Source organism: Amycolatopsis sp. NPDC059235 (assembly GCF_042754125.1).
In the GTDB taxonomy this organism is placed as follows: domain Bacteria; phylum Actinomycetota; class Actinomycetes; order Mycobacteriales; family Pseudonocardiaceae; genus Amycolatopsis; species Amycolatopsis albidoflava.
Genome location: NZ_JBHZAG010000043.1, coordinates 25,860 through 50,861, shown reverse-complemented (window position 1 = coordinate 50,861; position 25,002 = coordinate 25,860). Strand labels below are relative to the sequence as shown.

The 25,002-nt window shown below is 67.9% G+C and carries 22 protein-coding genes; 10 read left to right on the top strand and 12 right to left on the bottom strand.

All coding sequences use genetic code 11. From position 1 onward, the window contains the following. Positions 1 to 16 precede the first annotated feature (16 nt). The 11 genes from ACFXI3_RS25970 to ACFXI3_RS25920 all read right to left on the bottom strand — a co-directional run bounded on the left by ACFXI3_RS25970 (position 17) and on the right by ACFXI3_RS25920 (position 14,122). Entirely contained in the window at positions 17 to 412 is a 396-nt protein-coding gene (locus ACFXI3_RS25970) for a VOC family protein (RefSeq protein ID WP_344281028.1), read from the bottom strand. 59 nt (positions 413 to 471) lie between these two features. Next, on the bottom strand, positions 472 to 1,200 hold the full coding sequence (locus tag ACFXI3_RS25965) for an SAM-dependent methyltransferase (RefSeq protein WP_378402826.1): 729 nt from the start codon (positions 1,198 to 1,200) through the stop codon (positions 472 to 474). 42 nt (positions 1,201 to 1,242) lie between these two features. Next, complete coding sequence (locus ACFXI3_RS25960; protein ID WP_378402824.1) at positions 1,243 to 1,866, bottom strand: TetR family transcriptional regulator; 624 nt, start codon at positions 1,864 to 1,866, stop codon at positions 1,243 to 1,245. 1 nt (position 1,867) lies between these two features. Next, the gene (locus tag ACFXI3_RS25955; protein WP_378402822.1) at positions 1,868 to 3,070 is read right to left on the bottom strand and encodes an NAD(P)/FAD-dependent oxidoreductase; all 1,203 of its coding nucleotides are present in this window, start codon (positions 3,068 to 3,070) and stop codon (positions 1,868 to 1,870) included. Further along, a complete protein-coding gene (locus tag ACFXI3_RS25950) occupies positions 3,067 to 3,258 on the bottom strand; it encodes a ferredoxin (protein ID WP_067576490.1) in 192 nt (63 codons plus the stop codon). The genes ACFXI3_RS25955 and ACFXI3_RS25950 overlap by 4 nt, the downstream gene beginning before the upstream one ends. Then, positions 3,258 to 4,658: a fatty acid desaturase gene (locus ACFXI3_RS25945; protein ID WP_378402820.1), complete on the bottom strand. Its 1,401-nt coding sequence runs from the start codon at positions 4,656 to 4,658 to the stop codon at positions 3,258 to 3,260. Before ACFXI3_RS25945 ends, ACFXI3_RS25950 begins: the two co-directional genes overlap by 1 nt. 416 nt (positions 4,659 to 5,074) lie before the next feature. Beyond that, complete coding sequence (locus tag ACFXI3_RS25940; RefSeq protein WP_378402818.1) at positions 5,075 to 9,127, bottom strand: TIGR02680 family protein; 4,053 nt, start codon at positions 9,125 to 9,127, stop codon at positions 5,075 to 5,077. Beyond that, on the bottom strand, positions 9,124 to 10,365 hold the full coding sequence (locus ACFXI3_RS25935) for a TIGR02678 family protein (protein WP_378402816.1): 1,242 nt from the start codon (positions 10,363 to 10,365) through the stop codon (positions 9,124 to 9,126). The genes ACFXI3_RS25940 and ACFXI3_RS25935 overlap by 4 nt, the downstream gene beginning before the upstream one ends. Beyond that, positions 10,362 to 11,900, bottom strand: a complete 1,539-nt coding sequence (locus ACFXI3_RS25930; RefSeq protein WP_378402814.1) for a TIGR02677 family protein — start codon at positions 11,898 to 11,900, stop codon at positions 10,362 to 10,364. The genes ACFXI3_RS25935 and ACFXI3_RS25930 overlap by 4 nt, the downstream gene beginning before the upstream one ends. 50 nt (positions 11,901 to 11,950) lie before the next feature. Beyond that, positions 11,951 to 13,186 carry a TIGR02679 family protein gene (locus tag ACFXI3_RS25925; protein WP_378402812.1) on the bottom strand — a complete coding sequence of 412 codons (1,236 nt, stop codon included), beginning with the start codon at positions 13,184 to 13,186 and terminating at the stop codon, positions 11,951 to 11,953. Between the two features lie 45 nt (positions 13,187 to 13,231). Beyond that, the gene (locus ACFXI3_RS25920; protein ID WP_344281001.1) at positions 13,232 to 14,122 is read right to left on the bottom strand and encodes a LysR family transcriptional regulator; all 891 of its coding nucleotides are present in this window, start codon (positions 14,120 to 14,122) and stop codon (positions 13,232 to 13,234) included. Between the two features lie 111 nt (positions 14,123 to 14,233). Here ACFXI3_RS25920 and ACFXI3_RS25915 point away from each other — a divergent pair, with 111 nt between their 5' ends. The 10 genes from ACFXI3_RS25915 to ACFXI3_RS25870 all read left to right on the top strand — a co-directional run bounded on the left by ACFXI3_RS25915 (position 14,234) and on the right by ACFXI3_RS25870 (position 24,332). Further along, complete coding sequence (locus ACFXI3_RS25915) at positions 14,234 to 15,400, top strand: CaiB/BaiF CoA transferase family protein (RefSeq protein WP_378402810.1); 1,167 nt, start codon at positions 14,234 to 14,236, stop codon at positions 15,398 to 15,400. A 3-nt stretch (positions 15,401 to 15,403) separates the two neighbouring features. After that, on the top strand, positions 15,404 to 16,576 hold the full coding sequence (locus ACFXI3_RS25910; protein ID WP_344280995.1) for an acyl-CoA dehydrogenase family protein: 1,173 nt from the start codon (positions 15,404 to 15,406) through the stop codon (positions 16,574 to 16,576). 13 nt (positions 16,577 to 16,589) lie between these two features. Continuing rightward, on the top strand, positions 16,590 to 17,753 hold the full coding sequence (locus ACFXI3_RS25905; protein WP_378402808.1) for an acyl-CoA dehydrogenase family protein: 1,164 nt from the start codon (positions 16,590 to 16,592) through the stop codon (positions 17,751 to 17,753). 14 nt (positions 17,754 to 17,767) lie between these two features. Continuing rightward, the gene (locus ACFXI3_RS25900) at positions 17,768 to 18,625 is read left to right on the top strand and encodes a 3-hydroxyacyl-CoA dehydrogenase NAD-binding domain-containing protein (RefSeq protein ID WP_378402806.1); all 858 of its coding nucleotides are present in this window, start codon (positions 17,768 to 17,770) and stop codon (positions 18,623 to 18,625) included. Further along, positions 18,622 to 20,103, top strand: a complete 1,482-nt coding sequence (locus tag ACFXI3_RS25895) for a CoA transferase (protein ID WP_378402804.1) — start codon at positions 18,622 to 18,624, stop codon at positions 20,101 to 20,103. Before ACFXI3_RS25900 ends, ACFXI3_RS25895 begins: the two co-directional genes overlap by 4 nt. 1 nt (position 20,104) lies before the next feature. Continuing rightward, positions 20,105 to 20,983: a hypothetical protein gene (locus tag ACFXI3_RS25890; RefSeq protein WP_378402802.1), complete on the top strand. Its 879-nt coding sequence runs from the start codon at positions 20,105 to 20,107 to the stop codon at positions 20,981 to 20,983. 548 nt (positions 20,984 to 21,531) lie between these two features. Further along, positions 21,532 to 21,864: a hypothetical protein gene (locus ACFXI3_RS25885; protein WP_378402800.1), complete on the top strand. Its 333-nt coding sequence runs from the start codon at positions 21,532 to 21,534 to the stop codon at positions 21,862 to 21,864. Next, positions 21,861 to 23,207, top strand: a complete 1,347-nt coding sequence (locus ACFXI3_RS25880) for a putative T7SS-secreted protein (protein WP_378402799.1) — start codon at positions 21,861 to 21,863, stop codon at positions 23,205 to 23,207. The genes ACFXI3_RS25885 and ACFXI3_RS25880 overlap by 4 nt, the downstream gene beginning before the upstream one ends. A 4-nt stretch (positions 23,208 to 23,211) precedes the next feature. Then, the gene (locus tag ACFXI3_RS25875) at positions 23,212 to 23,814 is read left to right on the top strand and encodes a hypothetical protein (RefSeq protein WP_378402797.1); all 603 of its coding nucleotides are present in this window, start codon (positions 23,212 to 23,214) and stop codon (positions 23,812 to 23,814) included. Beyond that, the gene (locus ACFXI3_RS25870; protein WP_378402795.1) at positions 23,814 to 24,332 is read left to right on the top strand and encodes a hypothetical protein; all 519 of its coding nucleotides are present in this window, start codon (positions 23,814 to 23,816) and stop codon (positions 24,330 to 24,332) included. The genes ACFXI3_RS25875 and ACFXI3_RS25870 overlap by 1 nt, the downstream gene beginning before the upstream one ends. 11 nt (positions 24,333 to 24,343) lie before the next feature. Here the strand turns inward: ACFXI3_RS25870 and ACFXI3_RS25865 are convergent, their stop codons facing one another. Continuing rightward, entirely contained in the window at positions 24,344 to 24,943 is a 600-nt protein-coding gene (locus tag ACFXI3_RS25865) for a helix-turn-helix domain-containing protein (RefSeq protein WP_344280982.1), read from the bottom strand. Positions 24,944 to 25,002: the final 59 nt, after the last annotated feature.

The window sequence follows — 25,002 nt, the reverse complement described above, 5'->3', positions numbered from 1 at the left end:
CCCGTCCGTCAGCGCCTCAGCCCTTGGCGCTCAACTGCCAAGACACACCCCACCGGTCGTTGACCCACGCGAATGGTCCGAAGCCGTAGTCGTCGAGCGGCATCAGCGTTCCGCCGCCTTCGCCGAGGGCTTCGTAGATCCGCTTGAGTTCGTCGGCCGAGTCGACGGTGACGAACAGCGACGTCGACGGCGTGAAGTCGAAGGCGTGCTGGACGAAGCTGTCGCTGCACCGCACGCGCTGCCCGGCGACGGTGAACTCGGCCATCACGATCGTTCCCTCCGGGCCGGGGCCGTCGGCGCCGTAACGCTGCTCGGACAGCACGGAGTCGCCGGGGAACAGCGAGGTGTAGAAGGCCATCGCCTCGGCGGCGTCGCGCTTCTGGAACATCAGGAACGGCACGAGGTCGGTCATCGGAGCGCCCTTTCGCAGGTTGGGGTCAGGTCCGAACGTGGCATTGACAAGAAGTTTTGTCAAGCGCGCAGCACGACGCAGGCGAAGCCGAACGAGTGCCGGTAATCCCGGAGCCACTCGTCCCGGTGGGTGGCCGCGGCGGCGAGGGCTTCGGCCTGGTCTGGGTCTTCCGGGTGGTCCAGTGCCCATTCGGCGAGGCTGCCGGTCCACGACCATTCGTAGGCGTCCAGTTCGCCGCGGGTGCTGGTGTGGCCGTGGGTCGGCGTCCAGCCCGCGGAAATCACCTGGTCGAGGAGCTCGGGCAGGTCGGGCAGGTCGCCGAAGATTTCGAGCGCGGCGGGGGTGGGCTCGGATTCCCAGTAGGCGTCGCCGATCAGGGCGCGGCCGCCGGGGCGGACGTGGGTGCGCAGCGCGGTGAGAGTGTCCGTCAATCCGCCGAAGGCGTGGGTCGAGCCGATGCACAGGACGGTGTCGAATTCGGCGGTGGCGGGGAACTCGGTAGCTGGCTGCTGATGGAGGGTCAGCCGGTCGGAGACGCCCCGTTCAGTGGCGGCGGCGCGGGCGCGCGAGAGGGCGAATTCCGAGGTGTCGACGCCGACGGCGCGGAGTTTCGGGTACGCGGCGAGCGCGCGGATCAGCCATTCGGCACCGCCGCAGCCTAGGTCCAAAACAGCCGCGTCCTCGTGCGGGATGCTGCGGTCGAGCAGGCGCTGGACCTCGTCGTCGCTGATCGGGGACGCGATGGGGTGCCGGGTGTGGGCGAGTGCGGAAAGTCGTTCACGGTTCACGCGCGGCAGGCTGACACGCGCGCCCACCAACGCGCATCTCGTTTACGAGCGGGTGCGCATCGACGCCGACGGGGAGGTGCCGAGCACGCGGGTGGCGACCCAGGCCAGGCCGTCGGCGGTTTCGGCGGGCGTGCCGGACGGCTGCATCACGTGGCTCAGCACGGTGCGCACGACGAGGTCCATGACCACAGTGAGCTGGCCGTCGTCCAACGGCGGGGCGTAGCTGCGGACCCGGCCGCGCAGGACGGCTTTCGCTTCGGTGAGCAGGGTGCCGGCGCGGGTGGTCAGCAGGGGCAGGAATTCGTTGTCGGTGCCGTGCGTCGCGGAGGCGATGGCGCGCAAGAGGATGTTGTCGTCGGCCAGTTCGAGGACCGCGCGGACGGCGTCGTAGATCGCCTCGACCAGGTCGTCCGGATGCCGGTCGAACGCGGTGCTCACGACCGCGAGGAAGCGGCGCAGCTCGTGCGAGATCATCGACTCGGCGAGCGCGGTTTTCGAGCCGATCTCGTTGTAGACGGTCTGCCTGCTCACCCCGACCAGGTCGGCCAGCCGCGCCATGGTGACGGCGGACCAGCCGGATTTCGCGGTGAGCTCGATGGCGGCGGTGATGATGGGCTGCCGGTACTGGCCGCCCGCGGGCACCGGAAGCACGCTCATAGCCGTCATTCTATGCGGCCGTTTCGAGCGCGAAAGCGACTGCCTCGGACCACGGTGCCCGCGCGGCGATCCGCTTGCGGTACTTCATGATGTCGCGCGGCCGGTCGACGGTGAACGCACCGACGAGCCGGTCGCCGCGCCGGTACAGGGCGGTGAAGCCGTCCTCGGCCGGGACCGCGACGACGACCTCGTCCGCCCGCGGCGTCCCGACGAACTGAATGCGATGCGAGTACCAATCGGACCAGAAATACGGCACGGCACTGAACACCCGCGCGCTCGCGGGGTCCAGCGCGTGCCGAGCCGCGGCCGCACCCTGCTCGGCCGCGTTCGTCCAGTGCTCCAGTCGCATCAGCTCGCCGTCGAACAGCGCGTTCGCCACGTGCGCGACGTCGCCGGCCGCGTAGACGCCGTGCGCGGCGGCGAGGGTGCCGTCGCAGATGATGCCGCCGTCGCGTTCGTGCAGCAGGAGTCCGCTGTCGCGCAGCCAGCCGGTGGCCGGTTCCGCGCCGATTCCCGCGACGACGAGGTCGGCTGGGAGAGTTTCGCCGGTGGACAGCCGCACGCCGGTTACCGCGCCATCTTGCGACGCGAAGCCGGTGACCCTGGTGCCTAGCCGGAGATCAGTGCCTGCCGCGCGATGCAGATCCGTGCAAATCTCGCCGACCTCGGGGCCGACCGCGCGCACCAGAGGAGTGTCCAGCGGTTCCACAATGGACACTGGCAGGCCGCGTTTGCGCGCGGCTGAAGCGACTTCCGAACCGATGAACCCGGCACCGATCACGACTGTCCTAGCGCCACGGTCCAATGCGGATCGAATGGCAACCGCGTCGTCCGCGGTGCGCAGGGAGTGAATGCCGGAGATCCCCTCGGTGTCCGGAAGAACTCGGGCGGCGGCTCCGGTAGCGATGACCGCTGCGTCGTACGGGACCGTCGTGTCACCGGTGTGGATCTCGCGGGCGATCGGGTCGAGTCCGGTCGCGGGAGTTCCCAGCCGGAGGTCGACGCCGAGGTCGCGCAGGTCGTCCGCGCTGAGAAACGGTTCCACCGCAACGGGTCCGTCCGCCGCGAGGAAAGACTTCGACAGCGGCGGCCGGTCATACGGCAGGCGATCCTCCGCGCCGATCAGCACAATCCGGCCGTCGTATCCCGTCCGCCGCGCCGATTCGACTGCTCGCAATCCCGCCAGCGAGGCGCCGACCACCGCGAGCGTCATGACACCAGTTTCAGTGCGAGCACCGGGCAGGCGTCGACCGCCGCGGCGAGGTCGGTCCGGTGCTCCTCGCCGGGGTTGCCGTCGAGCACGACGACCGTGCCCTCGTCGCCCACCTCGAAGAAGTCCGGAGCCATCGCCTCGCACATGCCCAGGCCGTCACACTTGTTCAAATCCGCTTCGATCCGCATCACACACTCATCCTTCCGGGAGCAACGAAGTCGACCTTTTCCCTTACGCCGCAGTCGGGACAGCACCAGCTGTCCGGAATGGACGACCACGGCGTACCGGCCGGGAAGCCTTCGCGCGGGTCGCCGCGCTGCTCGTCGTAGACGTATCCGCAGCCGGGGCACATGCCGCCTTCGCTGGCGTCACCGCGCACGTCGTCCGGCACGGCCACCGTCTCGTGAGCAGAAGATCCATACCGGGCAAGGATTTTCTCCCGCTTCGACGGCTGGATGTTCGCCCGGCTGATGTCGCCTTCGAAGTGGTTGAGCACCCGCTGGTCCATCACGCGCCGCCACAGCGGCGGGAACAGCGCGAGCACGATCATCCCGGCGTACCCGGTCGGCAGCACCGGAGATTCGGCGAAGTCGCGCAGGGTCTGGTAGCGGCGCGTCGGGTTGGCGTGGTGATCGCTGTGCCGCTGCAGGTGGTACAGCAGGACGTTGGTCGCGATGTTGTTGGAATTCCAGCTGTGACTGGGATCCACGCGCTCGTACCGGCGGCGCTCCGGCGGGCCGACCTTCTGCCGCCGCATCCCGTAGTGCTCCATGTAGTTCACGACTTCCAGCAGCGAGAACCCGATCACCGCCTGGATCACCAGGTACGGCAGGATCCCGACGCCGAGCCACGCCACCATCGCCACCCACAGCACCGCGGACATCAGCCACGCGTTGAGCACGTCGTTGCCGATCCGGAACGGATGCTTGTCGCGGCGGGCGTAGCGCTTGCGCTCCAGGCCCCACGCGGATTTCAGCGAACCGAACACCGTGCGCGGCCAGAACCGGTAGAAGCTTTCGCCGACGCGGCTCGACGCCGGGTCCTCCGGAGTCGCGACACGCACGTGGTGCCCGCGGTTGTGCTCGATGTAGAAGTGCCCGTAGAAGCTTTGCGCCAGCGCGATTTTCGACAGCCAGCGCTCGTGGCTTTCCTTCTTGTGGCCCAGTTCGTGCGCGGTGTTGATGCCGATCCCGCCGATGCAGCCGATCGAGATCGCCAGGCCGATCTTGTCCACAACGGACAGTTCGCCGCGGGCGATCAGCCAGAACGCGAAGACGAACCCGACGTACTGGATCGGCAGGAACAGGTAGGTGATCCACCGGTAGTAGCGGTCCTGTTCGAGCCGTTCGATCACGTCGTCCGGCGGATTGCTCCGGTCGAGGCCGGCGACCAGGTCGATCGCGGGCACGATTGCCAGGATCACGATCGGCCCGATCCAGAACCAGACGCCCCAGCCGGTCGCGGCGTGCAGGCCGATCGCGAGGAACGCGAGCGACGGCACGACCAGCCCGATCAGCCACAGGTACCGCTTCTTGTCGGTCCAGCGTTCGGTCGACCCCAGCGGCACCGTGCCGGTCATCTCGCTCATCGCGCCCTCCTCCGTTGGCTGGCTTTACATGACAGTAAGACATGTACACCTCGATTGACAAGAGTCGATGAAATGTAAAGTTGCCACGGCTGGGTGAATCCGCAGGCGGAGCGGACCGTGAGGGGAACCCTGGGGGAATCAGAGTCCGTGAAGGTGGCCCTCACGGACGTCGGCCGCCAGCGCCGAGACCTGAGCCGCGTGACCGCAGCCTCCCGAAATGTCACATTGACGCCCATGTGACCGCGTGTGACGACGATCCCGTTTCCCGATGCCCGCGCTGGGCCCGCCAAAGGCCGTGCCGGTCCCTTCGACCTGGGCAGAAGCACTCCGATCGCACTCACAGCGCCCTCGCATTGATGCTGACCGCCGCGAAGGTTCTCCTCACGGACGACGAGGAAGCGGTCAGCGAGCCGCGGTCACTCCGCGTCGATCGACAGGAGCTGGTGTCCGTCCCAGGTGAAGCGGGCGGTGGTGACCGCGTGGTCGCCGTCGGCGCCGGTGATGAGCTGGTGGATCCCGATCCCGCTGAGTTCCGCGTAGACGCACCATTCGTGGTCGGACGTGAGCATGAGATCCAGGTCCAAGGCGGACAAGAGGGCGAACACCTGGCCGCGGTTCGTCGTGTCGACGCCGACGAAGACCTCGTCGAGAAGGATGACCCGGGGCGCCTCCGGCACGGCCTGGTAATGCGCGGCGACGGCGGCGAAGAGCGGCAGGTGAAGGGCGATGGCCTTCTCCCCGCCGGACAGCGCGCCGTGCAGTTTGCGGGTCAGCGGCTGCCAGCCCTCGCCGTTGGCCCGGTCGACCTTCACCACGAACCGGTGCCAAGCGGTGTAGTCGAAGACCTTGGCCAGCTGCTGCTCCCAGCCGGTGGCGGTGTCGTCGGCCTTGGCCTCCTCGATCCGGTCGCGGAAGAACTGGTGCAGGGATTCCCGATCGGCCGCGGTCAGCCGGACCGGATCTTTCAGCAGGAGGTCGCGGGCCGCTTTCGTGCCGGGCGGAAGATCGGTGGCGACCTGCCAGACCAGCCGGACCGCGACCTTCGACGCGGTGCGCACCTGCTCCAGCCGGTTGTTCATGTTTTCGACCAGTTCGTTCGCCTGGCGGATCCGCGCGGCGAGGTGCCGTCGTGTGTCGCCGGTGAGCGTCTGGTCGAACAGTTCTCGTTCCCGCTCGGTGATCTCGCGGCGGCTTTCCTCGGCTTCTGCGTGCAGGATCTTCAGCAGTTCGGCCGCTCCGACCCGGATCCCGTCCACCACGGCGGTGAAGATCTGCACGTCCTCGTCGGTTTCGAGGTCGAGGTCGGCGCGGGTGTGGAGGACGTCCCGGCACGTGTGCATGGACTCGGACAGCCGGTGCAGCGCGTCGCCGATGTTGCTCTGGGAGTGCGGGACACTCGGCCAGGCAGCGGTTACCAGCCGAGCGGCATCCAAAGCGGCGCGCACGCCGTCGCTTGAGTCGAGGAAGCTCTCGAATCGCTCAAGGTCGTTCAGGCCGCTGTCTGCGGGGAACACCCCGGACGCCAGCCTGCGGAAGCGGTGCGCCGCCGCATCGCGGTCGGCCACCGCTTTTTCGTGTTCGGCCGCGTCCGTCTCCTGGCGGTTGCGCCATTCCCCGACCTCGATCGCCAACTCGGTATGCCGGCTTTGCGTGGACTTCCGCGCGGTTTCGAGTTCGTCGAGGTGCCCGCGAAGCTTTTCGATCTTGGCCGCGACCTCGCGATACTCGACGCCGGCGGTGCTGTCTACTGCTTCGAGGGTCGCGGCTAGCTCCAGGTACTCCTCCTCGGCTTCCCGCGCTTCTTCTGCCCGCTGACGGGCATCGCCGGCGGATCGGTCCGCCTGCGTGGCCAAAGAGGAGAGCACCTGCCGCGCCGAGCGCAGTCCGTCGTGGCTTTCCAGCCAGTTCTCGCACGCGGTGCGGAACGCACGGGTGGCCGAGGCCAGATTCGCCAGCGCGGCCCGTTCGGCGGGCATCCCGTATTCGGCGGCACAGGCGGTCAGCGTCCGCAGGGCATCCGCGACCTCGCGTTCTCGCCTGCCGACCCGATCGATGCGCTCGCGCACGAGCCGATCGGCCGAGGCGAGTCCGATCTCCGCCCGGTCGAACTGCCTGGCGGCGGCGTTGAGGACAGTGTGCGGAGGCAGGCTCGCTCGCTCATCGCGCACGGTTCCCCGGCGTAGGGACAGCGCGGACAGTTCCGTCTCGAGGCCGGCTATTTCCGTGTCCAGCAAAAGAATTTCGTTCCGCAGTTCCTCGATCCGCAGCTCGCGAGCGCGTCGGCGGGCAGCCGCGCCGATGTAGGCCGGGCGCTCCTTGTGCCAGCTGCCGGTGAGGTTTCCGAGCCGCCACGATCCGTCCGCCCCGATCGCGGCGGGGCCTTCGGCCGGCAGCACGTCGCCGAAACCCACCGAAGCGAGCAGCCTGCGCATCACGGGCGCCGGGACCTCGCCGTCGGGCTCGGGGGAAAGGACGTCCGCGAGCGAACGTCCGGCCGCCGCGGGCAAGGAGTCCGGGTCGGCGAATACGTCGTGTCCCTGGACCTCTCCGCGCGAGCCGACCCAAGCGTCCAGCAGTCCCGCGCCTTCGAGAGCGGCTTCGATTCCGGCACGGTCGCTCTCCGGACTGGCGGCGGAGAAGTCGACAAGCCGCCACAACGGCGCACCGGTCATCCGCGTCCGATCAGCGGTGCGGGTCGGCGGTGCGGGCGGGGGAAGGTCTTTCTCGGAGTGGAGCCGGGCGATCTCCGCGCCGCAGTCGTCCCGTCGCCGCCGCAGTTCGGCCGCCCGCGCTTCGCGGGAAGCTTCCTGCCGGGTGATGTCCTCCAACGCCGTGTTGACCGCGCGCTCCGCCTCGGCGTTCAACGCCCGCTCTGATTCGAGGAGGTCCAGCAGCAGGTCAGGCTCGGGAAACGGCAGTTCCCGGCAGGCACTTGCCCACGCGAGCACATCGGTTCGCAGCTGTTCCAACGCGGCTGTCCGCTGCTCCGCGGCAAGATCCAGTTCTTCCTTCGCCGCGGAGAACGCCGACCTCGCTTGCTCCAGTTCCTCCTCCGCCTGGCCTCGTCGCTCGACGGCGCGCTCGTGGCCGTCCAGCCCTTCCTCGACGGCCCGCAGCTGCTCCTCCCGGCTTTGCACGGCGGCGCGCAGCAACGGCCGGGCCTTGGCCGGGTTGTCGCCGTCCAGCTGCGCCGCGATCTCGCCGTGCCCGCTGGGCATCCCGGCGCGTACGGCGGCCTGCCGGGTTTCGTCGGCCAGGTTCCGTACGTGCTCCGTCCGGCGGCGGACGTCTTGTTCCGCGATGCTCCTGTCTCGCTCGTCTTCCTCCGCTTCCTTTTTCCTCCGGCTGGACTCGGTCAGCAGCCGCTCCGCCCGGGACTTGGCTTCGCCCGTTCGCCTGCGAAGAAGGTCCAGTTCGGACCCGCGCTGGTATGCCTCGCTCTCGATCAGTCCGGTCTTGCGAGCCGACGAGGTGCGGATCTGCTTGGCCAGTTCTTCGATCTGCTGCTCGGCGGCTTCCTTTTCCCGCGTCGCGGTTTCGTACCGGGCCGCTGACTCGTGCGCTGTCGAGGCTCGCTTCTCCATCTCGGTGGTGGCTGAGGTGAGCGCGCCCGCGCCGGCGCGCAGCACTCGCTGGGCGTACGTCCGTTGCCGGGCGGCCAGCGCGCGGGTCGATTCGACCAGCTCCTCCAGCTCTTTCAGCCGCTCGTGATGTTTGTCCAGCCTTTCGAAGCCTTCGGCGAGGTCGGCGATTTCTTGCTGGCCCAGCGGCGGGAGCGCCTTGGAAAGCAGATCGGACAGCATGCCCGGGTCCAGCCGCTGCGACAGCTTCGGCATGCGCAGCTGGAGCAGCGCGAGGATCAACGCGTCGAACCGCTGTTCGCTCAGCCCGGGGAAAAGCGTGGTGCGGACTTCGGCCCGGTAGTCGGTCGCGTTCCCGTGGAGCGTGCCGTCGGCGCCGAGCCGTTGTTCGAGCACCTGCCGGGTCAGCGGCTGACCGGAATCGTTGACCAGGCTGAGGCCGCCGGGGACCCCGATTCGCTGGGACGTCGTGAAATAGTCCGGGTGCACGGCCGAGGTGCGGGAACTGGCCTGAAGCCGAGCGCCGCAGGTGAACCGCCTCTCGGGGGTTCCCGGGAAACAGAACTCCAGCCAGACGTATCCGACCCGGGTCACGCCGGTCGCGCCTTCGCCCATGAGGTTCCAGTGCATCGTGCGCTCGCCGGTGCCGAACGTGGACAACCTGTTCGCGCGGAGACTCGCGTCGAAGAGGAACGGAAGGAGCAACTCGAGCGCTTTCGACTTGCCGCTGCCGTTCGGGCCCCGGAGCAGGAGCCGGCCGTGGTGGAATTCGAAGACCTCGTCGTAGTACCGCCAGATGTTCAGGATCCCGGCGCGCGCCGGTTGCCAGCGGTCCGCCGGACGGGAGAACGAGTCCTCGGCATGCCGGGGGAGTTCGGTGACCGTCATCCTGACGCTCCTTCGGAATCGGCGGTCCGGGCCTCGCGGACGGTGTAGCGCGCCGCCGCCGGAAGCGGCCGGACGATTCCGGAAGACAGCTGCGCCAAACCGAAGGCCATCAGCACCTCGATCGCGTCGGCGGCCAGCCGCTCGGCGCCGTCCGGACCGCGATATCCCTCGGCCCATCGGGGAAAGCGGCTGAGCAGTTCGCCCGCCTGGATCCGCAGCTGCTCGACAGCGACCGGACCGGTGAGCGTTTCCAGCAAGAGAAGTGCGGCCACTTTCGCGTTGCCCGCGTCGTCGGGGAACCGGGAATCCGTCGCGACGCTCTCGACGTCCACCAGCAGCACGCCCTCCGCGCGCTCTTCCAGGACAAAGCCGCCTTGTTCGGCGGCCCGGCGGAGCAGCTGCCGTCCGGTGGGCGAGGCGAGGTACGCGCGTTCGGCGTCGCTCAGGTCGTCGAAGTAGAGCACGGGATCGTCGACCAGCCGGCGGAAAACCGAGTGCCGGAGCCACAGATTGCGCTGCACCTCCGATTGCCCGGGGCGATCGCTGTGCGCGCTGGAGACGCCGTAACGACGTTCGCGGGAAACCGCGGCGAGGAGCTCCTCGAAGCGAAGTGCGACTTCGTCAAGCGGCACCTCGAGGCGAGAAGGCCCGATCGGCGCGGACAGCAATCGCAGCACCAGCGTGCCGTCGATCTGGTACAGCACCTTGGCTTCGGCCGATTCGACGAACGCTTCGGTCGAGCCGTCGACCGCGTCGAGGACGCCGTAGTGCTCCAGCAGCCGGAGGACGTCGACCAATGCCCTTCGTTCTTCGCGGCTGGCGGTGTCCAGCGTCGTGATCGCTTCGTCGGCGGCGGTGGCTTGAACCACTCGCTTCGCGAGCAGCCCGATGGTGGTCACCGGCGTCGCGAGCAGCTCCGCCGCGGTAACGCACAACAGCACGTAACGGCGCCGGTCGAACGGAGCTTTGCCGGAGCGGAGCCGGCGCAGCGGTCGACGCGGGTCGTCGGCTACCCGCACCTTGGCCAGGCGCGCGTAACCGAGCCTCGGCTCGATCGTCAAGGCCCAGCCGCAGTAGTAGTCGAACCATTGCCGGATCGGTTCGCCGCGCCGCCGGATCAGGTCGAACGCGTCCGGCTTGCCGCGCTCGGTGATCAGCGGGGCGGCGAGGAGCTGACGGATTCCCAGCGAGACCTCCTCGCGCTCGGCCGCGGCCAGTTGATTCGCCAACTGGCTCATGAGCCGCCTCCGCTCGCCCGGCGGGCCTGGCTGCTGCCCGCGGTGCGGATCTCGATCTCGTAGTCGGGTCCGTGGAAGAGCCCGCGCGGAGTGGAAAGCCTTGCCACGCCTCCGTCGGCCGACGGTCGAAGCAGAATCTCGATCCGGCCGTCCGAAGTCGTGCTCTGGCGGACACCGCCTCGCCCCGGGGCGGTTCCGAGGGCGCGGCCGAGCAGGTCGAGCAGCCTTTCGAACACGGCGTGGTCGAGTCTGCCGAAGGCGGAGAGCCGGATCGGACCGCCGGTGTCGAGCAAGTCCCAGGCGGCTTCCAGCTCGGCTCGCTCCGCACGGGCCTGTTCCGCCCTCGCTGCCTTGATCGCGGCGACGTCGCGGACCTTGCCAGTGCGGCTGAACCGTTCGGTTTTCCCCGAGGTGCGCAGCAATGGGGAGACCTCGACCGGCGGAGCTTCTTCCCATGACGTGCTCGAACTGATCAGCTCGGGATCGGGATGGGCGAGATGCGCGTGCCGAGCCGGGCTGAGCCCGAAGACCGTCGACCACAACCGGTGCAGGTCGCCCTGCGCGGGGACGACGGCGAACCACCTGGCCAGCTCGCGGAAATCGGCCGCCGCGCTGCTGGCCCGGCGTCGTGACTCGGTGATCCGGTCGAGGACTTGCAGCAGCGTGATGATCGCGCGCCGGGCGACGACATGCAGGTGCTCGGCCCGGGGCGTCGACCCGTCCGACGGCAGGAACCAAGCGCGAAGTCCGTCCCATCGAGCCCGGCGACGCGCCAGCCATTCAGGACCGGGATCGGCTCCCGACAGCCGGGGGAGATCCGCCCCGGCCAGCGCGCGCTGGTGCATCAGCCCGGCCCCGCGGTCTTCGACCCGCTGGATCCGGACGCCGATCGTGTGCCTCCGCTGCTCCAGATCGGTCAGGAATTCCTCGAGATAGGCCACGGTGGACGCCTTGACCTCGTGGAAGGTGGCGAGGGTGGTTCCTTCCGAACGCAGCAGCCGCTGCAGTTCGCCGTTGAACTGCTTGGTGTTGGCGCGCAATGCTTCGAGATGGCTTTCCAGTTCGGTCAGCGCGGTGAACACCCGGCGATCCGAACCCGCGTCCAGTTCGCGCGCCAGGTCGGCGAGCCGGTCGGCGATCGCGTCGAGAACCGCTGTCTGCAGCGCTCCGGCCGACGCGAGCACGCTCATCGCGTGCACGACGCCGGCGAACGCGGCTTCGCCTTGCCGCGTCAGGGAATACTGCAGGTTGCGCCGCTCGTACTCGGCGGCCGAGCGGTAGTTCTCCGAATGGTTTTGGACGATGTCGACGAGGTGCCACGCGTGAAGCTGTTCCAGCGCGCGCCGGAGTTCCTCGTCTTCGAGCGCGTCGAGCCAGCCGACCGAACGCAGGCGGGCCCGGACGTCGTCCAATCCGAGGGAAGTCTCCAGCCGCTCGTTCGCCTCGCCGAAAGCGTGCAGCACCGACACGTACAGCCCGGCCAGGTCTCCGCTGGTGAAGCGGAACATCTCAGGCGGGACACGGATCGGGTCCATGCGTCCTCCTGCCATCGTCACCGGCAACGGTACGGGAGGGCACCGACACTTCAGCGGTTTGGCCGCGGCGCACCCGGCTGCGAGATCGGGTGCTCGATGATCTCGTCCAAAAGGCTGTCGGCGACGCGCTCTTCCGGCACCGTTTTTCCTTGCTCAGCCAGGTGATTCGCCAGTTCCGGATCCCAGGGAACCGGGGTCGCCCGTCCCGTCGGAGGGCCGTCGGCGACCGCGGCGAGGTAATCGGCGCTCGTCATCCGCCAGGGCCTCGCACCGGTTCGGGCTACGACATTCGCGGCTATTCGCAGCCCGTCGCCATCGAAATCACCGTGGTAGTAAAGAGTTGTTCCGATTTTCGCCAGCTGCTTCAACAAGGCGACTCCGGCGCTGCTCGGCCAGCCGGAGGTGCACACCAGCGGAGGACAGGAAGTGCCGAAGCGAGCCAGCGCGAGGGCCAGCACGCTGGGATTCTCGAACACCCAGACCGCGCTCGGCGCGGCGGTCAGCCTGCTGCCGCGGAGTTGCTGCGACGTCAAGACCGCCGCGGTTCCCGCGTCGCGGCACGCGTCGAGGATCCGGCCGACGACGTGGTCGCCGGGGAGCCGGAGCCCGGCCGCGAGCACGGTTGACGACAGTTCGTCGTCGGAGACGCCCGCTCGTTCCCACAGCGCTCGGCGTTCCGGCGCGTCCGCCGGCGGCGGCACGTCGTAGATCGCGGTCAGGGCTTTGAGGACGAGATTCGCGGTGCGGGTGCCGTCGTCCAGCGCATGAGTCGCGTCGAGCACGGAATCGGCGAATACCGGCAGCGGCACCCCCGTGGCCGGCAGTTCGGAAAGCACGCGCAGCGCCCGCTCGAGTTCGAGCCGGGTGCGTTCGATCGAGCTCTCGATCAAGCCCGCCCGGCGAATGCCCGCCGTCCAGGACCGCAAGGCCGGTTGCGCGGCGACCACGGGATGGCCGTCCAGCCAATCCCACAGACCCGCGCGGGCTTCAGCGGCCGTCCGGCGATCCTCGGCGCGGTTGCCGATCGGGCCGACCAGCCTCGCGACGACTTCGCGCGCCCCGGCTCCGACGGCCTCGCGAAGGGTCTCGTCCAGCCGGGCAAGGGCGATGTTCGTGTACTCGCCGGGAAACTGTGCCAAGCCGAGCAGGTCGGCGACGGCCGTTTGCTGCTCGGAATCGAGCGGGCCGACCCGGACGCGGCTGACCGGAAGTCCGGACGAGAGCCTGGCGTGCACCGCTTGCCACACCGGAGCCAGTGCCGCGGGAAGCTGGCCGACAGGGTCCACTGTGGCGAGTGTAGGGGTCGTGAGCGGCAATACCGGTTCAGGCGCTCACGAGACGCGGGCGTGCCGCAGCACCTCGACCACCGGGTCCAGCCGAGTGTCGGCCGTCCGCCGGATCAGGAAGGTGGTCAGCGTGGCGACCAGATCGTCGATCGGCAGGACCGCGCATTCGTTCGGGTCCAGTGCCAGCACGGTCGCGGATTCGATCGGCACGAGAGTGAAGCTTTTGGTGCTGCGCAAGAAGATCAACAGTCCGCTGACGTCGGAGAACTGCGCTTCCGGATCGACCAGCACGCCCTTGGCGGCGAGCTGCTCGGCGCGCCGGGAGCCGAGATCCCAGTGCCGCGGACCCTGCAGGTACTGGAATCCGCGCAGGTCGGCGAGAGTGAGCGAGGTCCGGCCGGGGAATCGCGACGCGTCCACCACAGCGCCGAGCGGTTCGCGGTAAAGGACGATGGTGGACAGCCGGTCGTCGGAAGTGCCCAGGTGGGACACAGCGAGGTCGAGCGAGTTGCTGAGCAGTGCGGATTCCATCCCGAGCGACGGCATCTGCCGCAGCGTGAACCGGTAGGAGCCGTCCAGCGCGCGGATCGATTCGCTGAGCTGGCGGCGGTGCGCGGGATTGAGCACGTCGGGGATGGCGAGGCGGATGTCGGCGCGCTGGTCGCGGGTGCGCATTCGGGCCGGGATGGCGTCGAAGCCCGAAACGACCGATTCGGCGAGCGGCAGCAGCGCTTCGCCCGCCTCGGACAGCCGGGTGTGATGGGTGGAGCGGTCGAACAGCGGCTCGCCCAGCTCGCGTTCGAGGTCGCGGATGCGCTGGCTGAGCGGCGGCACGGACATGTTGAGCGACCGCGCGGCGCGGGTGAAGTTCAGCTCGCGCGCGACCGCGAGGAAGTACCGCAGGTGGTGAATCTCCACGACCAGCAGCGTACCCACGGTGTTATCACCGTGGTCATACCGATCTGATGCACTCGGTCATTCCCTTCTAGTGAGCAAGCGCTTAGCGTCAGTGGTGAAGCAAAGATCGTCAACGGGAGGACCGCGAAGATGGATGCCACCGGACCGCTTTCCGGGGTTAAGGTGCTCGACCTGTCGTCCGCGGTGATGGGCCCGTACGCCACGCAGATCCTCGGCGACTTCGGCGCCGACGTGATCCGGGTCGAACCGCTGCGCGACGTCGCCCGGCACTCGCCGGCCAACACCGGCCGCACGCCCGGGATGGCCCCGCTGTACATGCAGGTCAACCAGAACAAACGCAGCATCGAACTCGACCTCAAGGACCCGGCCGGCCGCGAAGACCTCTTCGCCCTGCTCGCTGACGCCGACGTCCTCGTCACCAACATGCGCGCCGCCGCCCTCGACCGGCTCGGCCTCGGCTACGAGCAGCTGCGCGAACGCTTCCCCCGCCTCGTCTACGCCCACGCGCAGGGCTTCGCGCCCGGCTCGTCGCGCGCCAACCGGCCCGCCTACGACGAGGTCATCCAGGCTACGTCCGGCCTGGTCAGCCTGCAGGACCGGGCGGGCGGCACGCTGCAGTTCGTCCCGACCTTCATCGCCGACAAGACCGCCGCGCTGTACCTGCTCAACGGCGTGCTCGCCGCGCTCTTCGACCAGCAGCGCACCGGCAAGGGCCAACAGGTCGAATTGGCGATGGCCGACGCGATGATCGCGGTCAACCTCGTCGAGCACCTGGCCGGCGACGTCTTCGTCCCGGCCGCCGGCGACGTCGGCAACCCGCTTTCGCTCAGCGACACGCACGCCGCGATGCGCACGGCCGACGGCGGCGCGATCGCCGCGGTGCCTTACACCAACGACGCCGTGCGGACGCTGCTGATCGGCGCCGGCCTCGATGACGCCGCGGCCGATCCGGCCTGGGACTCCCCGGTGATCGACCGGGAGATTTTCACCGCGGGGGTGGAGAAGGTCTTGGCCAACTCCGCCGGCCGCACCACCGCGGAGTGGGAGGAGTACCTGACCGCCCACGACGTTCCGTACGCGGTCGTCGTCGACATCGCCGACCTGCCGACCGACCCGTACGTGCAGGAAGTCGGGCTGATCACCGAGCGGGAACACCCGACCGAGGGGACGATCCGCGTAGTGGAGAGCCCGCTGCATTTCTCGCGGACCCCGGCCGGGTTCCGCAGGCACGCCGAACGCGCCGGAGCGAGCACCGCCGAAGTCGTCGGAGCCGTACGCACCACTGAAGGGGTTTGATCCATGGATCTCGAACTGTCGAAAGAGGACCTCGCGTTCCGCGACGGATTGCGGGAGGTGTTCCTCGGCGCGATTCCGGAGGAAATCCGCAAGCGCAGCGCACTCGGCCTGATCACGCGCGACGACATCGTCACCAGCCAGCGGATCCTGAACGAGCACGGTCTCGCGGTGCCGCACTGGCCGACGCAATGGGGCGGCCAGGACTGGACCCCGACGCAGTCCCACATCTACGCCTCCGAACTGCAGCGCAACGCGGTGCCGCAGCCGCTCGCCTTCAACGCGAGCATGGTCGGCCCGATCATCGCCGAGTTCGGCAGCGAGGAGCAGAAGCAGAAGTTCCTCCCGGCCACCGCGAATCTCGACATCTGGTGGTCGCAGGGCTTCTCCGAGCCGGAGGCCGGTTCGGACCTCGCCGGGCTGCGCACCACCGCCCGTCTTGAGGGCGATCACTACGTCCTCAATGGACAGAAGACCTGGACCACCCTCGGCCAGTACGGCGACTGGATGTTCGTGCTCGCGCGGACCAACCCGGACGCGCCGCGCAAGCAGCAGGGCCTGTCCTTCCTGCTGCTGGACCTGAACACGCCGGGCATCGAGCGCCGTCCGATCAAGCTGGTCGACGGGTCCGCCGAGGTCAACGAGTTCTTCTTCGACAACGTGGTGATCCCGGCGGAGAACCTCGTCGGCGAGGAGAACAAGGGCTGGACGTACGCGAAGTTCCTGCTCGGCAACGAGCGCAACGGCATCGCCCAGGTCGGCACCGGACAGCGGATCTTCGCCGACCTCGCCGCCGCGGCCGCCGATCTGCCCACCGAGGACGGTCCGCTCGCTGACGACGCGGAGTTCCGCGCGGCGATGCACACCGCGAAGACCACGCTGCTCGCGCTCGAAGCGACCCAGATGCGGGTGACCGCTGCGTCGGAAAACGGCCAGCCGAGCCCGGTGTCGTCGCTGCTCAAGATGGAGGGCACGCAGGCCCTGCAGGCGCTCACGAAGCTGCGCATGCGCGCGGCCGGTTCCGACGGCATGCTGCTGGACACCGAATCCCCGGTGAAGGCCGACGAGGCCGCGGTGGTGGCCGCGGCGCAGTACCTGAACCAGCGGAAGCTGTCGATTTTCGGCGGCTCCAACGAAATCCAGCGCGGCGTCATCGCGAAGACGATCCTCGGTCTGTAAGGGACGGCGACTCATGAACCTCGAATTCAACGAAGACCAGAAGCTGCTGTTCGAGACCGTCGACACGGCGGTCGGCCGCGGCTACCCGGCAGGCGGCCGCGCGGCCGCGACGAGCAGCGAACTCGGCTGGAACGACCAGGTCTGGAACACCCTCGGCGAGCTGGGTCTCGCCGGCCTCCCGATCTCCGGCGACCACGACGGCGCCGACGCCGGCCCGGTCGAGGTCTACGCGTCGCTGGAGGCGATGGGCAAGCACGCGGCGGCCGAACCGCTGCTCGACGGCGTGTTCCTGCCGTCGTGGATCATCACCGAGCTGGGTACTGACGACCAGGTCAAGGCGCTGCTGCCGGTGCTCGCCGCCGGTGGCACCACGATCGCGGTCGCGCACGCCGAGCCGGGACGTCCGTGGGGCGTCGCGCCGTCGGTGTCGGCGGCCGGTTCCGCGCTGACTGGCGTGAAGTCGCCGGTGCGCAACGCCGATCAGGCCGACAAGTTCCTGGTCACCGCGGTCGACGAGAACGGCCGGACCGGGGTGTACCTGGTCGAGGCGACCGCGGAAGGCATCACTCGGGTCGACGGCCGGGCCGCGGACTGGGGCCACACGTCGCAGGTCGAATTCGCTGGTACGCCAGCGGTTCTGCTCGGCACCGCGGACTCCGACGCACCGGCTGCGTTGCGTCGCGCGTTCTCGCGGGCGCGGATCGCGGTGACCGGTGAGGCGATCGGCCTGATGGAGACCGGGCTCGCGATGACCGTCGAATACCTCAAGACCCGCAAGCAGTTCGGCGTTCCGCTGTCGGCGTTCCAGGCGCTCGTGCACCGTGCCGCCGACCTGTACGCGAAGGTCGAGCTGGCTCGTTCGCTGGCGCTGTGGGCCACCGCGACGGTCGAGGCATACGACAAGGGTGCGTCCACAGTGGACCTCGACGCCGTGGCTGACGACGCGTTCGTGTTCGTGTCCGACGCGGCGACCGCGACCGCCGAGGAGATTGTCCAGCTGCACGGCGGGATCGGAATGACTTACGAATCAGAGGTCGCGCACCACGCGGCGCGACTGGTTGCCATTACGGAGAGTTACGGCGGAGTGAGCGCGGCCCGTCGCCGCGCGCTAGCGTCGGACGCGTTGCTGACGCCGCCGAGCGCGCTGCTCAACAACGCGGACGCGGTCACCGCCTGAGAAAGGAGTGCGCCATGCCGGTCGTCGCGATCGTCGGCGCTGGGGTCATCGGAGTGTCGTGGGCTCGGCTGTTCGCCGAGGCGGGCTGGACGGTGCGAGTCACCGATCCGCGCCCGGACCTGCGGGAGATCGTCGCTCGAGACCTCGCCGGGCTGCCCGCCACGGCAGTCGCGGACCTCGCGGAAGCCGCTGACGGCGCCGACTTCGTCCAGGAGTCGGGCCCGGAGCGGATCGAGCTGAAGCGGGAAATGTTCGCGACGCTCGCCGCCGCCACGCGCGACGACGTAGTACTGGCGTCCTCCTCGTCGTCGCTGTTGCCCTCGGTGATCGCCGAGGGCAACGCAGCGGCCTCGCGGATCGTGATCGGGCACCCGTTCAACCCGCCCGAACTGATGCCGCTGGTCGAGGTGGTGCCCGGAGTTTCGACCTCTTCGGAGACCGTGGCGAAGGCTGTCGAGGTCTACCGGGGCCTGGGCAAGAAGCCGATCACGCTGAAGAAGGAAGTGCCCGGCTTCGTCGGGAACCGGCTGCAGAAGGTCTTCAACGACCAGGCGATGTACCTCGTGCAGCAGGGCGTGATTTCCGCGGCGGACCTGGACGAGCTGGTCAAGGCCTCGCTCGGGCCGCGGTGGGCGACCATCGGGCCGTTCGAGAGCATGCACCTCGGCGGCGGCCCGGACGGGATCCGGCACCTGGTGGGCCACGTCGGCTCGCAGATGAAGTTCGAGATCGGCCGCCCGGACCGGGAACACCTCGACGCGGTGATCGACGAGGTCGAGCAGACCTACGGCACCGCGGACACGTACACGTCGAGGGTCGAAGCGCGAGACAGCCGTACCCGCGCGCTGCTGGACGCGCTGGAGAAGGAATGACTCTCACCGAGCACCTCGAAGCCGCGCTCGCCAAGCCAGCCACCACCGACGAGTACGACCTGCACCAACCGCTGGCGGACCTCCTCGGCTCAGTCGGCTTGCAAGAATCCGACGCCGGCGGCCGGATCGAATTCACCGGAGCCGACCCGATCCTGCCGGGCGCACTGCGGCTGGCCGGGGCGACGTCCATCGCGCTGGCGGCGAAATCCGTTGCGGTGGCGAAAATCTGGCAGCTGCGCGGCGGACGCGGGCAGGACATTTCGATGGACCTGCGAACCGCGCCGCACCGGCTGTGCCCGTTCTACGACAAGAAATGGGAACTGCTCGACGGCTACCCGCAAGGCGATCCGGCACGCGTCGATCCCGCCTTCGGCACGGATCGGTTCTACTCCACTTCGGACGGACGCTGGGTGCACCCGATCAGCCCGTACCCGAAGCTGCGCAACGACGCGGCCGCGCTGCTCGGCGTCCCCGAACGGGATGCCGTGGTGCGGCAAGCGATCTCGCAGTGGAACTCGTTCGAACTGGAGGACGCCTCCGAGGCCGCGGGCGTCATCATGCCGGTGGTGCGCACGACCGAAGAGCTGATGGCGACCGAGCAGTACCAGTCGGTGCTGTCGACGATGCCGCCGGTAATCGTCGAGCGGATCGGCGACAGCCCGCCGGAACCGTTGCATCCCAACCCTTCCACGCCGCTAGAAGGAATTCGCGCCCTGGGCCGAGCACACATCATCGCAGGTGCTGGCTGTGGCCGTGCGCTGGCTTTGCATGGCGCGGACGTCCTGAACGTCTGGGATCCCGGCGAATACGAACTCCCGCTGCTCTATGCGACGTCCAATGTGGGCGTTCGCTCCACCCGCCTCGACTTTCGCCGCCCGGCCGACCAGGAGCGAATGCACTGGCTGCTCACCGGTGCCGACATCTTCTACGCCAACCGCCGCCCGGGATATCTTGCGCGCCATGGGTTAGACGCGGAAACCGCCGCCGAGATCCGCCCCGGGATCATCCACGCCGAAGTGACGCTCAACGGCAGCAGCGGCCCGTGGTCCGGCCGCGTCGGCTTCGACCAGACCGCCGGTTGCCTGGCAGGCGTCATGCTGCTGGAAGGCGAGGGCGGCGTCCCGTCGCTGCCCGCGGTGCCGGTGGTGAACGACTACATCACTTCATGGTTCCTGCAGCTGGGAATCCTGCGCGCCCTCATGCTCCGCGCGGAATGGGGCGGTTCTTATCGGGTGCAGGTTTCGCTGACCCGCGTCGCTTTGTGGTTGCTGAGCCTGGGAATCTTCGACAAGGGTTACGCCGCTGAAGTCGCCGGTGTCGCTCCCGGACACGAATACTTCGACCCCGAGACGTTCACCGCGGACACCCCGCTCGGTCGCTATCGCGGCGTCACCGAGCAGATCCGGATGTCGGAGACTCCGGGCTATTACACGAATCCTTTGATCCCGAGGGGATCGCACCGTCCAGAGTGGAGGTGACATGTTCAGCGAGCTAGTGGTGCTGGGCATTCGCACCGGGACGATTTACCGCGTCGGACTTCCCGACGGGCAGGTTACCCCGCTGTACAAAGAAGCCGGTGTCTCGCCGGACGGAGTTGTCGTCGCCGATGGCACTGTTTATTGGACCACAATGGGGATGCCTACGCGCGACCCTTCGGTGCCGGGCGAAGCTGGCCTCGACTACTCGGCCCGCAATGGCGGCCTGCACGCGGTGTCCTTCGATGGCACCGGTGCGCGCGATGTGGTCCCGAATGGAACTCTGACTACCGGGAAACAGTTGGCGTACAACGGTTCTCTATACTGGGGTGACCGGGAAGGCTACCGAATCACCCGGGTGCGTCCGGATGGCACCGGGCTCACGGATCTGATCGTGAACGAGCCGGACGACAGCGGGATGCAGGAATGCGTCGGCGTCACTGTGGACTCGACGCATCTTTATTGGACCCAGAAGGGCCCGGCCAAGGGCGGCGTCGGCCGAATTTTCCGTGCTGGGCTGGAGATTCCTTCAGGCGAGACCGCTCGCGACCGGTCCGATGTCGAGACCCTGTGGGACCACCTGCCAGAGCCGATCGACCTGGAAATCCATGGCGGGTACCTGTACTGGACCGACCGTGGCGCGGCTCCGAAGGGAAACACACTGAACCGCGCGCCGCTCCCCGGCCCGGGAGAGAAGGGCGCCGAACCGGAGATTTTGGCGAGCGGTTTCACCGAGGCGATCGGGCTGGCGGTGGATGACGAAGTCGCTTACGTGTCCGACTTAGGCGGCCGGATCACTGCGGTGCCGTTGGACGGCGGCGAATCGCGCGTGGTGGTGGACATGGGCGAGTTGCTGTCCGGGATCGCAGGGGTTCGGCGTTAGTATCTCGGCTCAAGTCGCATTCGCGAACCAGTTCGATCCACCTGCTGCCATCGTGCTTCTGCTTGCCTCGACCACCATGCGGCGCTGCCTGCGCGCGGTAGGATTCACCCGGGTTCGACGTCGGGAGATCAGCTGGTCAAGCCGATATCGGCGACAGCAGTTGCGAGTTTTGCTGACAACTGCGTCCTCTCGAAGTTAGAGTGACAGCGCGACTACGCACTGTCGTACCGTAGAGGGGATAAAGCGAACCGCAGGCAGGGGGCGTGCCGGGACTGCTCGGATGGCAGGGCGGCCGGGCACTGAGAGGGGGCTTCGTCATTCCGGACGTGCAGAGCGGTTTGGACCGCGTCAGGCCGGCTATCTCGACAGGCTGGCCGCCAGTGCCGCTGGTCCCGGCCGGCAGCGTGCGAGCACCCGGACCAAACGGAACCATGGTCATTTCGTGGCTTTCTGTCGTGTGAATTGAGGGAATAGGTTCACCTGACGTTCGACGCCAACGTGGGGAGACGTAGATGTCGAGTCAAGGCTATCGGGTCAATCTGGAGCAGATGAGCACGCTCATCACGACGCTGCAGCAGGCGAAAGAGCGCATGACGAACGCGAACAACGCGCTCAAGAACTCCTCTCCCGCCGACATGGGAAGTCGTGATATCGACTCCGCAGGCGGGGAGTTCCAGGATCGGTGGGAGTACGGAATCGGCAAGATCGCCGAGTTCTCGGGTGTCGTCGCCGAAGGTCTGTCGAAAGCCAAGCAGGTTTACGCGGACATGGAACACAAGGTGACTGAGACACTCGGAAAAGCAGGCGGCCAAGGCATTCCGGCAGCACCGCCCGCCGCGCCGTCGGCTATCAACGATCGGCTCGAGGGGCGGAGGGCATGAACTGGGACCGTATCGCCGACGCTGCCTCACCCGTGCAAACGGGGAACTATCCTGCTCTCGGGTTCGATCCCGCGCCGGGCACGATCGCTACCGTCTCGGACGTTGCCGCTACCTTGGGCAAAGTCGCGGCCGAGATGGGACAGGCATACGAGGATCTCACCAAGCTCGGGAAATCGGACAGTTTTTGGGAAGGCGATGGCGCTCAGGCTTTCCAGAAGACTGTCGGAGAAGTTCCCGACTATCTGGACAAAGCGCACCGGTCGCTCTCCGGCGCGTCAGGAACATTGAGCAATTGGGCTGACGACCTGCGCACGATGCAGAGCCAGGCCGCCGACCTGGAGCAGCAGGCCCAAGCAGCTCAAACGCAGGTTGTTTCAGCTCGGTCGAATCCCCATCTCGGGCTGGCCGGGCAGACGTTCACCGACCCGGCGCAATTCCAGCAGGCGCAGGAAGCGCTCGGGCATGCCCAGCAGAAGCTCGACGAGGCGCAGCAGGAGCTGGACGCGATCCGGGAGCACGCCAAGCGCTTGCACTCGCAGCATCTGGACTTAGCCGGCCAGGTCGCCGCAGCGCTGCGCAAAGCCAAGGACGAGGCACCGGAAGAACCCGGCCTCCTCGACAAGATCGGCGACGCCATCGGAAAGATCGCCGACGGCATCAAGAATCTCGCGGGGAAGGTGTGGAACTGGGTCAAGGACCACGCGGACGTCATCGCTAAGATCGGCGACGTCCTGTCGACCATCGGCACGGTCCTCAGCACTATCGCGCCCTTCACTGCCGCCATCCCGATCGTCGGAGAGGTCGTCGCCGCGGCTGCGATCGGGTTCAGCGCCGGTGCGATGGCAACGCACGCGCTGGCCAAAGCGGCCGGGGCGAACGTCAGCTGGTCCAGCATCGCGTTCGATGCGGTCGGCATGATTCCGGGCGGCGGTACGGCAAAGGGTGCGATTGGCGCGGCCAAAGTCGGTCCTAAGGTCATCAAGGGTGTGACCAGCGCGGCCAAAGAAGCCAAGGGCGTGGGCCAAGCCATCGCCAAAGGCGCGGGCGCAGCGCGCAACGTCTTGCACGACGAAGGCCTTATCCAGACTGCCCTTGGCTGGGGCACCAAGTTCGACAAATGGGTAGGCGGCCCGATTCTCAAGATGGAACACAGCGCGGGAGCCGCAGGAGCAGCGGCATGGGGTGCGGTGGAAAAGGGCGCCATCATGGGCGGCAAGTGGGTCGCTGAGCCCTATATCGAGCGAGCCGAGGATTCCGCGAAGGACTTCGTCGGCGACGTGGTGAACGGGCAGCTGACACAGTCCGCTGGCCAGATCTTCGACCGTGTCGCGACGGGAAGGTGACCTTGTGACTCGTGAATTCACCTTCAGCGTTCCGGACGGCTTCGTGGAACTTCCGGTAGACGACATCGACGTCGACGGGGTTGAGAAGCACGACCTCGACGCCCGGGTCGCCGGCGCGTTCGGTCTGGCCGCCGACGATCCCAGCGCGGCCATGCTCGCCAACACCTACGCCCTCTACGGCGAAACCATGGGATCGCAGGGTATCGGCTACGCGGCGATAGCGATCTACCGTTCGCCAGACGCTGCAGACCGGCCGATCATGCCGGTGCTGGCGAGCTCGTGCATTCCATCCGACCATGAGTCGGTCGACGTCGCCATCGAAGGGCTGCTGGGCATGCACGCGACGTCCGAGGGCCGATCGACACGACTGGTCGATCTTCCCGCCGGGAAAGCTGTCGTCACCGTTCAGGAGGAGAAGACCATCCTGCGCGACGATGTGGACAGCGTGAAGGTGCCTGTCCTGCAACGACAGGTGGCAGCCTGGATACCAGACCCGAGAGGCACTTCGATCGCCATGGTGGCTGTGTGCTCGAACAACTGGCAGGATTGGGAACACGTCGCCGTGCTGGCGCTCGACATCTTTGACACCGTCTCATGGGTGGGCTGATGGACGAACACCTGATCACGCAGGCACAGCAGCACTTCGAAGCCGCCTGGCGCGAGCCGGTGCAGGTCTTCGGGATGGGCCGGGTAACGGTCGGTTCGCGACGGGACCGTCGCGGAAAGCGGGAACGCGGTGCTGCGCGAGGGAACGGCCCGGGCGGTTGCCTCGCGGAGATCGGGGAGTTCTTCGTCGAAGTGTTCTCCGCCATCACCTGGCCCTTTGTCGCGATCTGGGGATTGACCCGGCTTTTCACCCGGCAAGGCCCGAAACGACATGCCGCGATACCGAGCGGCCCGGCGGCCGGACAGGCTTACCGGGTCGCCGAAGCACTGAAACCGCACTCCGGTGAAATCGCCATAGTCCGAGGGCAAACCCAGCTGGCGATCGCCGAACTGACCGGCCCCGACGCGGAACCGACCATCGTATGGAGCGGCCGAGGCCCCGATCGCCCGCGGTGGAGCCCTTCTCCGGCGAGCTTGTACTGGGAAGACGGCTCGATGCTGATGCTCCCCGCGACCTGACTCGCGAGCAGCTACCGAACCGCGATCCCGCGCAGGATCATCTCCACCATGTTCAGCAAATGCTCCTGCAGATCAAACGGAGCAGCCTCGCTCTCGATCCACGAGCTCAGCGTCCCGAAATAAGACGTAGCCAGCAACAACCCAGCCTGCGCCGGATCAATGTCCGCGCGGATCTCGCCAGCCTCCTGCGCCCGTGCGACGAACGTGCCGAACTCGCGGGCCAGTTCCGGGTTGCCGAACACGTTGGTCGAGTGGATCGCCGCGCCCATGCAGGCGATCGTCTCCGCTCGGGAGTCGAGGCTGTTGCGCGCCAGTTCGATCAGGTACCGGCTGAGCACCTCGCGCAGCGGCCGGTCCTCCAGGTTCTCGGCGCGCACCGCGGTCATCGCGCGTTCCCGCCGCCGGAGGCTCCACTCGTCCAGGAACGCGGTCTTGCGCTGGAAGTGGTTGAACACGGTGGCGCGCGCGGTGTCGGCGCGTTCGGCGATGTCCTCCATCGTGGTGTTGTCGTAGCCGCGCTCCACGAACAGCTCCACGGCCGCCTGGAACAGCCGGTCCCGGCGTTCGTGTCGCTGCCTGGTTCGCCGGTCGCCCGTCGCTTCTGCCGTCATGTCTGGCAGTCAACCATCATTTCCTCCCGGCGCCTGCTGAACGACCCCTTGACGCTACT

Bases quoted from the DNA above. Each gene is read 5' to 3' on its own strand.
- ACFXI3_RS25970 (WP_344281028.1), bottom strand. From the start codon at position 412: ATGACCGACCTCGTGCCGTTCCTGATGTTCCAGAAGCGCGACGCCGCC.
- ACFXI3_RS25960 (WP_378402824.1), bottom strand. From the start codon at position 1,866: ATGACGGCTATGAGCGTGCTTCCGGTGCCCGCGGGCGGCCAGTACCGG.
- ACFXI3_RS25955 (WP_378402822.1), bottom strand. From the start codon at position 3,070: ATGACGCTCGCGGTGGTCGGCGCCTCGCTGGCGGGATTGCGAGCAGTC.
- ACFXI3_RS25950 (WP_067576490.1), bottom strand. From the start codon at position 3,258: ATGCGGATCGAAGCGGATTTGAACAAGTGTGACGGCCTGGGCATGTGC.
- ACFXI3_RS25945 (WP_378402820.1), bottom strand. From the start codon at position 4,658: ATGAGCGAGATGACCGGCACGGTGCCGCTGGGGTCGACCGAACGCTGG.
- ACFXI3_RS25940 (WP_378402818.1), bottom strand. From the start codon at position 9,127: ATGACGGTCACCGAACTCCCCCGGCATGCCGAGGACTCGTTCTCCCGT.
- ACFXI3_RS25935 (WP_378402816.1), bottom strand. From the start codon at position 10,365: ATGAGCCAGTTGGCGAATCAACTGGCCGCGGCCGAGCGCGAGGAGGTC.
- ACFXI3_RS25930 (WP_378402814.1), bottom strand. From the start codon at position 11,900: ATGGACCCGATCCGTGTCCCGCCTGAGATGTTCCGCTTCACCAGCGGA.
- ACFXI3_RS25915 (WP_378402810.1), top strand. From the start codon at position 14,234: ATGGATGCCACCGGACCGCTTTCCGGGGTTAAGGTGCTCGACCTGTCG.
- ACFXI3_RS25910 (WP_344280995.1), top strand. From the start codon at position 15,404: ATGGATCTCGAACTGTCGAAAGAGGACCTCGCGTTCCGCGACGGATTG.
- ACFXI3_RS25905 (WP_378402808.1), top strand. From the start codon at position 16,590: ATGAACCTCGAATTCAACGAAGACCAGAAGCTGCTGTTCGAGACCGTC.
- ACFXI3_RS25900 (WP_378402806.1), top strand. From the start codon at position 17,768: ATGCCGGTCGTCGCGATCGTCGGCGCTGGGGTCATCGGAGTGTCGTGG.
- ACFXI3_RS25895 (WP_378402804.1), top strand. From the start codon at position 18,622: ATGACTCTCACCGAGCACCTCGAAGCCGCGCTCGCCAAGCCAGCCACC.
- ACFXI3_RS25890 (WP_378402802.1), top strand. From the start codon at position 20,105: ATGTTCAGCGAGCTAGTGGTGCTGGGCATTCGCACCGGGACGATTTAC.
- ACFXI3_RS25885 (WP_378402800.1), top strand. From the start codon at position 21,532: ATGAGCACGCTCATCACGACGCTGCAGCAGGCGAAAGAGCGCATGACG.
- ACFXI3_RS25880 (WP_378402799.1), top strand. From the start codon at position 21,861: ATGAACTGGGACCGTATCGCCGACGCTGCCTCACCCGTGCAAACGGGG.
- ACFXI3_RS25870 (WP_378402795.1), top strand. From the start codon at position 23,814: ATGGACGAACACCTGATCACGCAGGCACAGCAGCACTTCGAAGCCGCC.
- ACFXI3_RS25865 (WP_344280982.1), bottom strand. From the start codon at position 24,943: ATGACGGCAGAAGCGACGGGCGACCGGCGAACCAGGCAGCGACACGAA.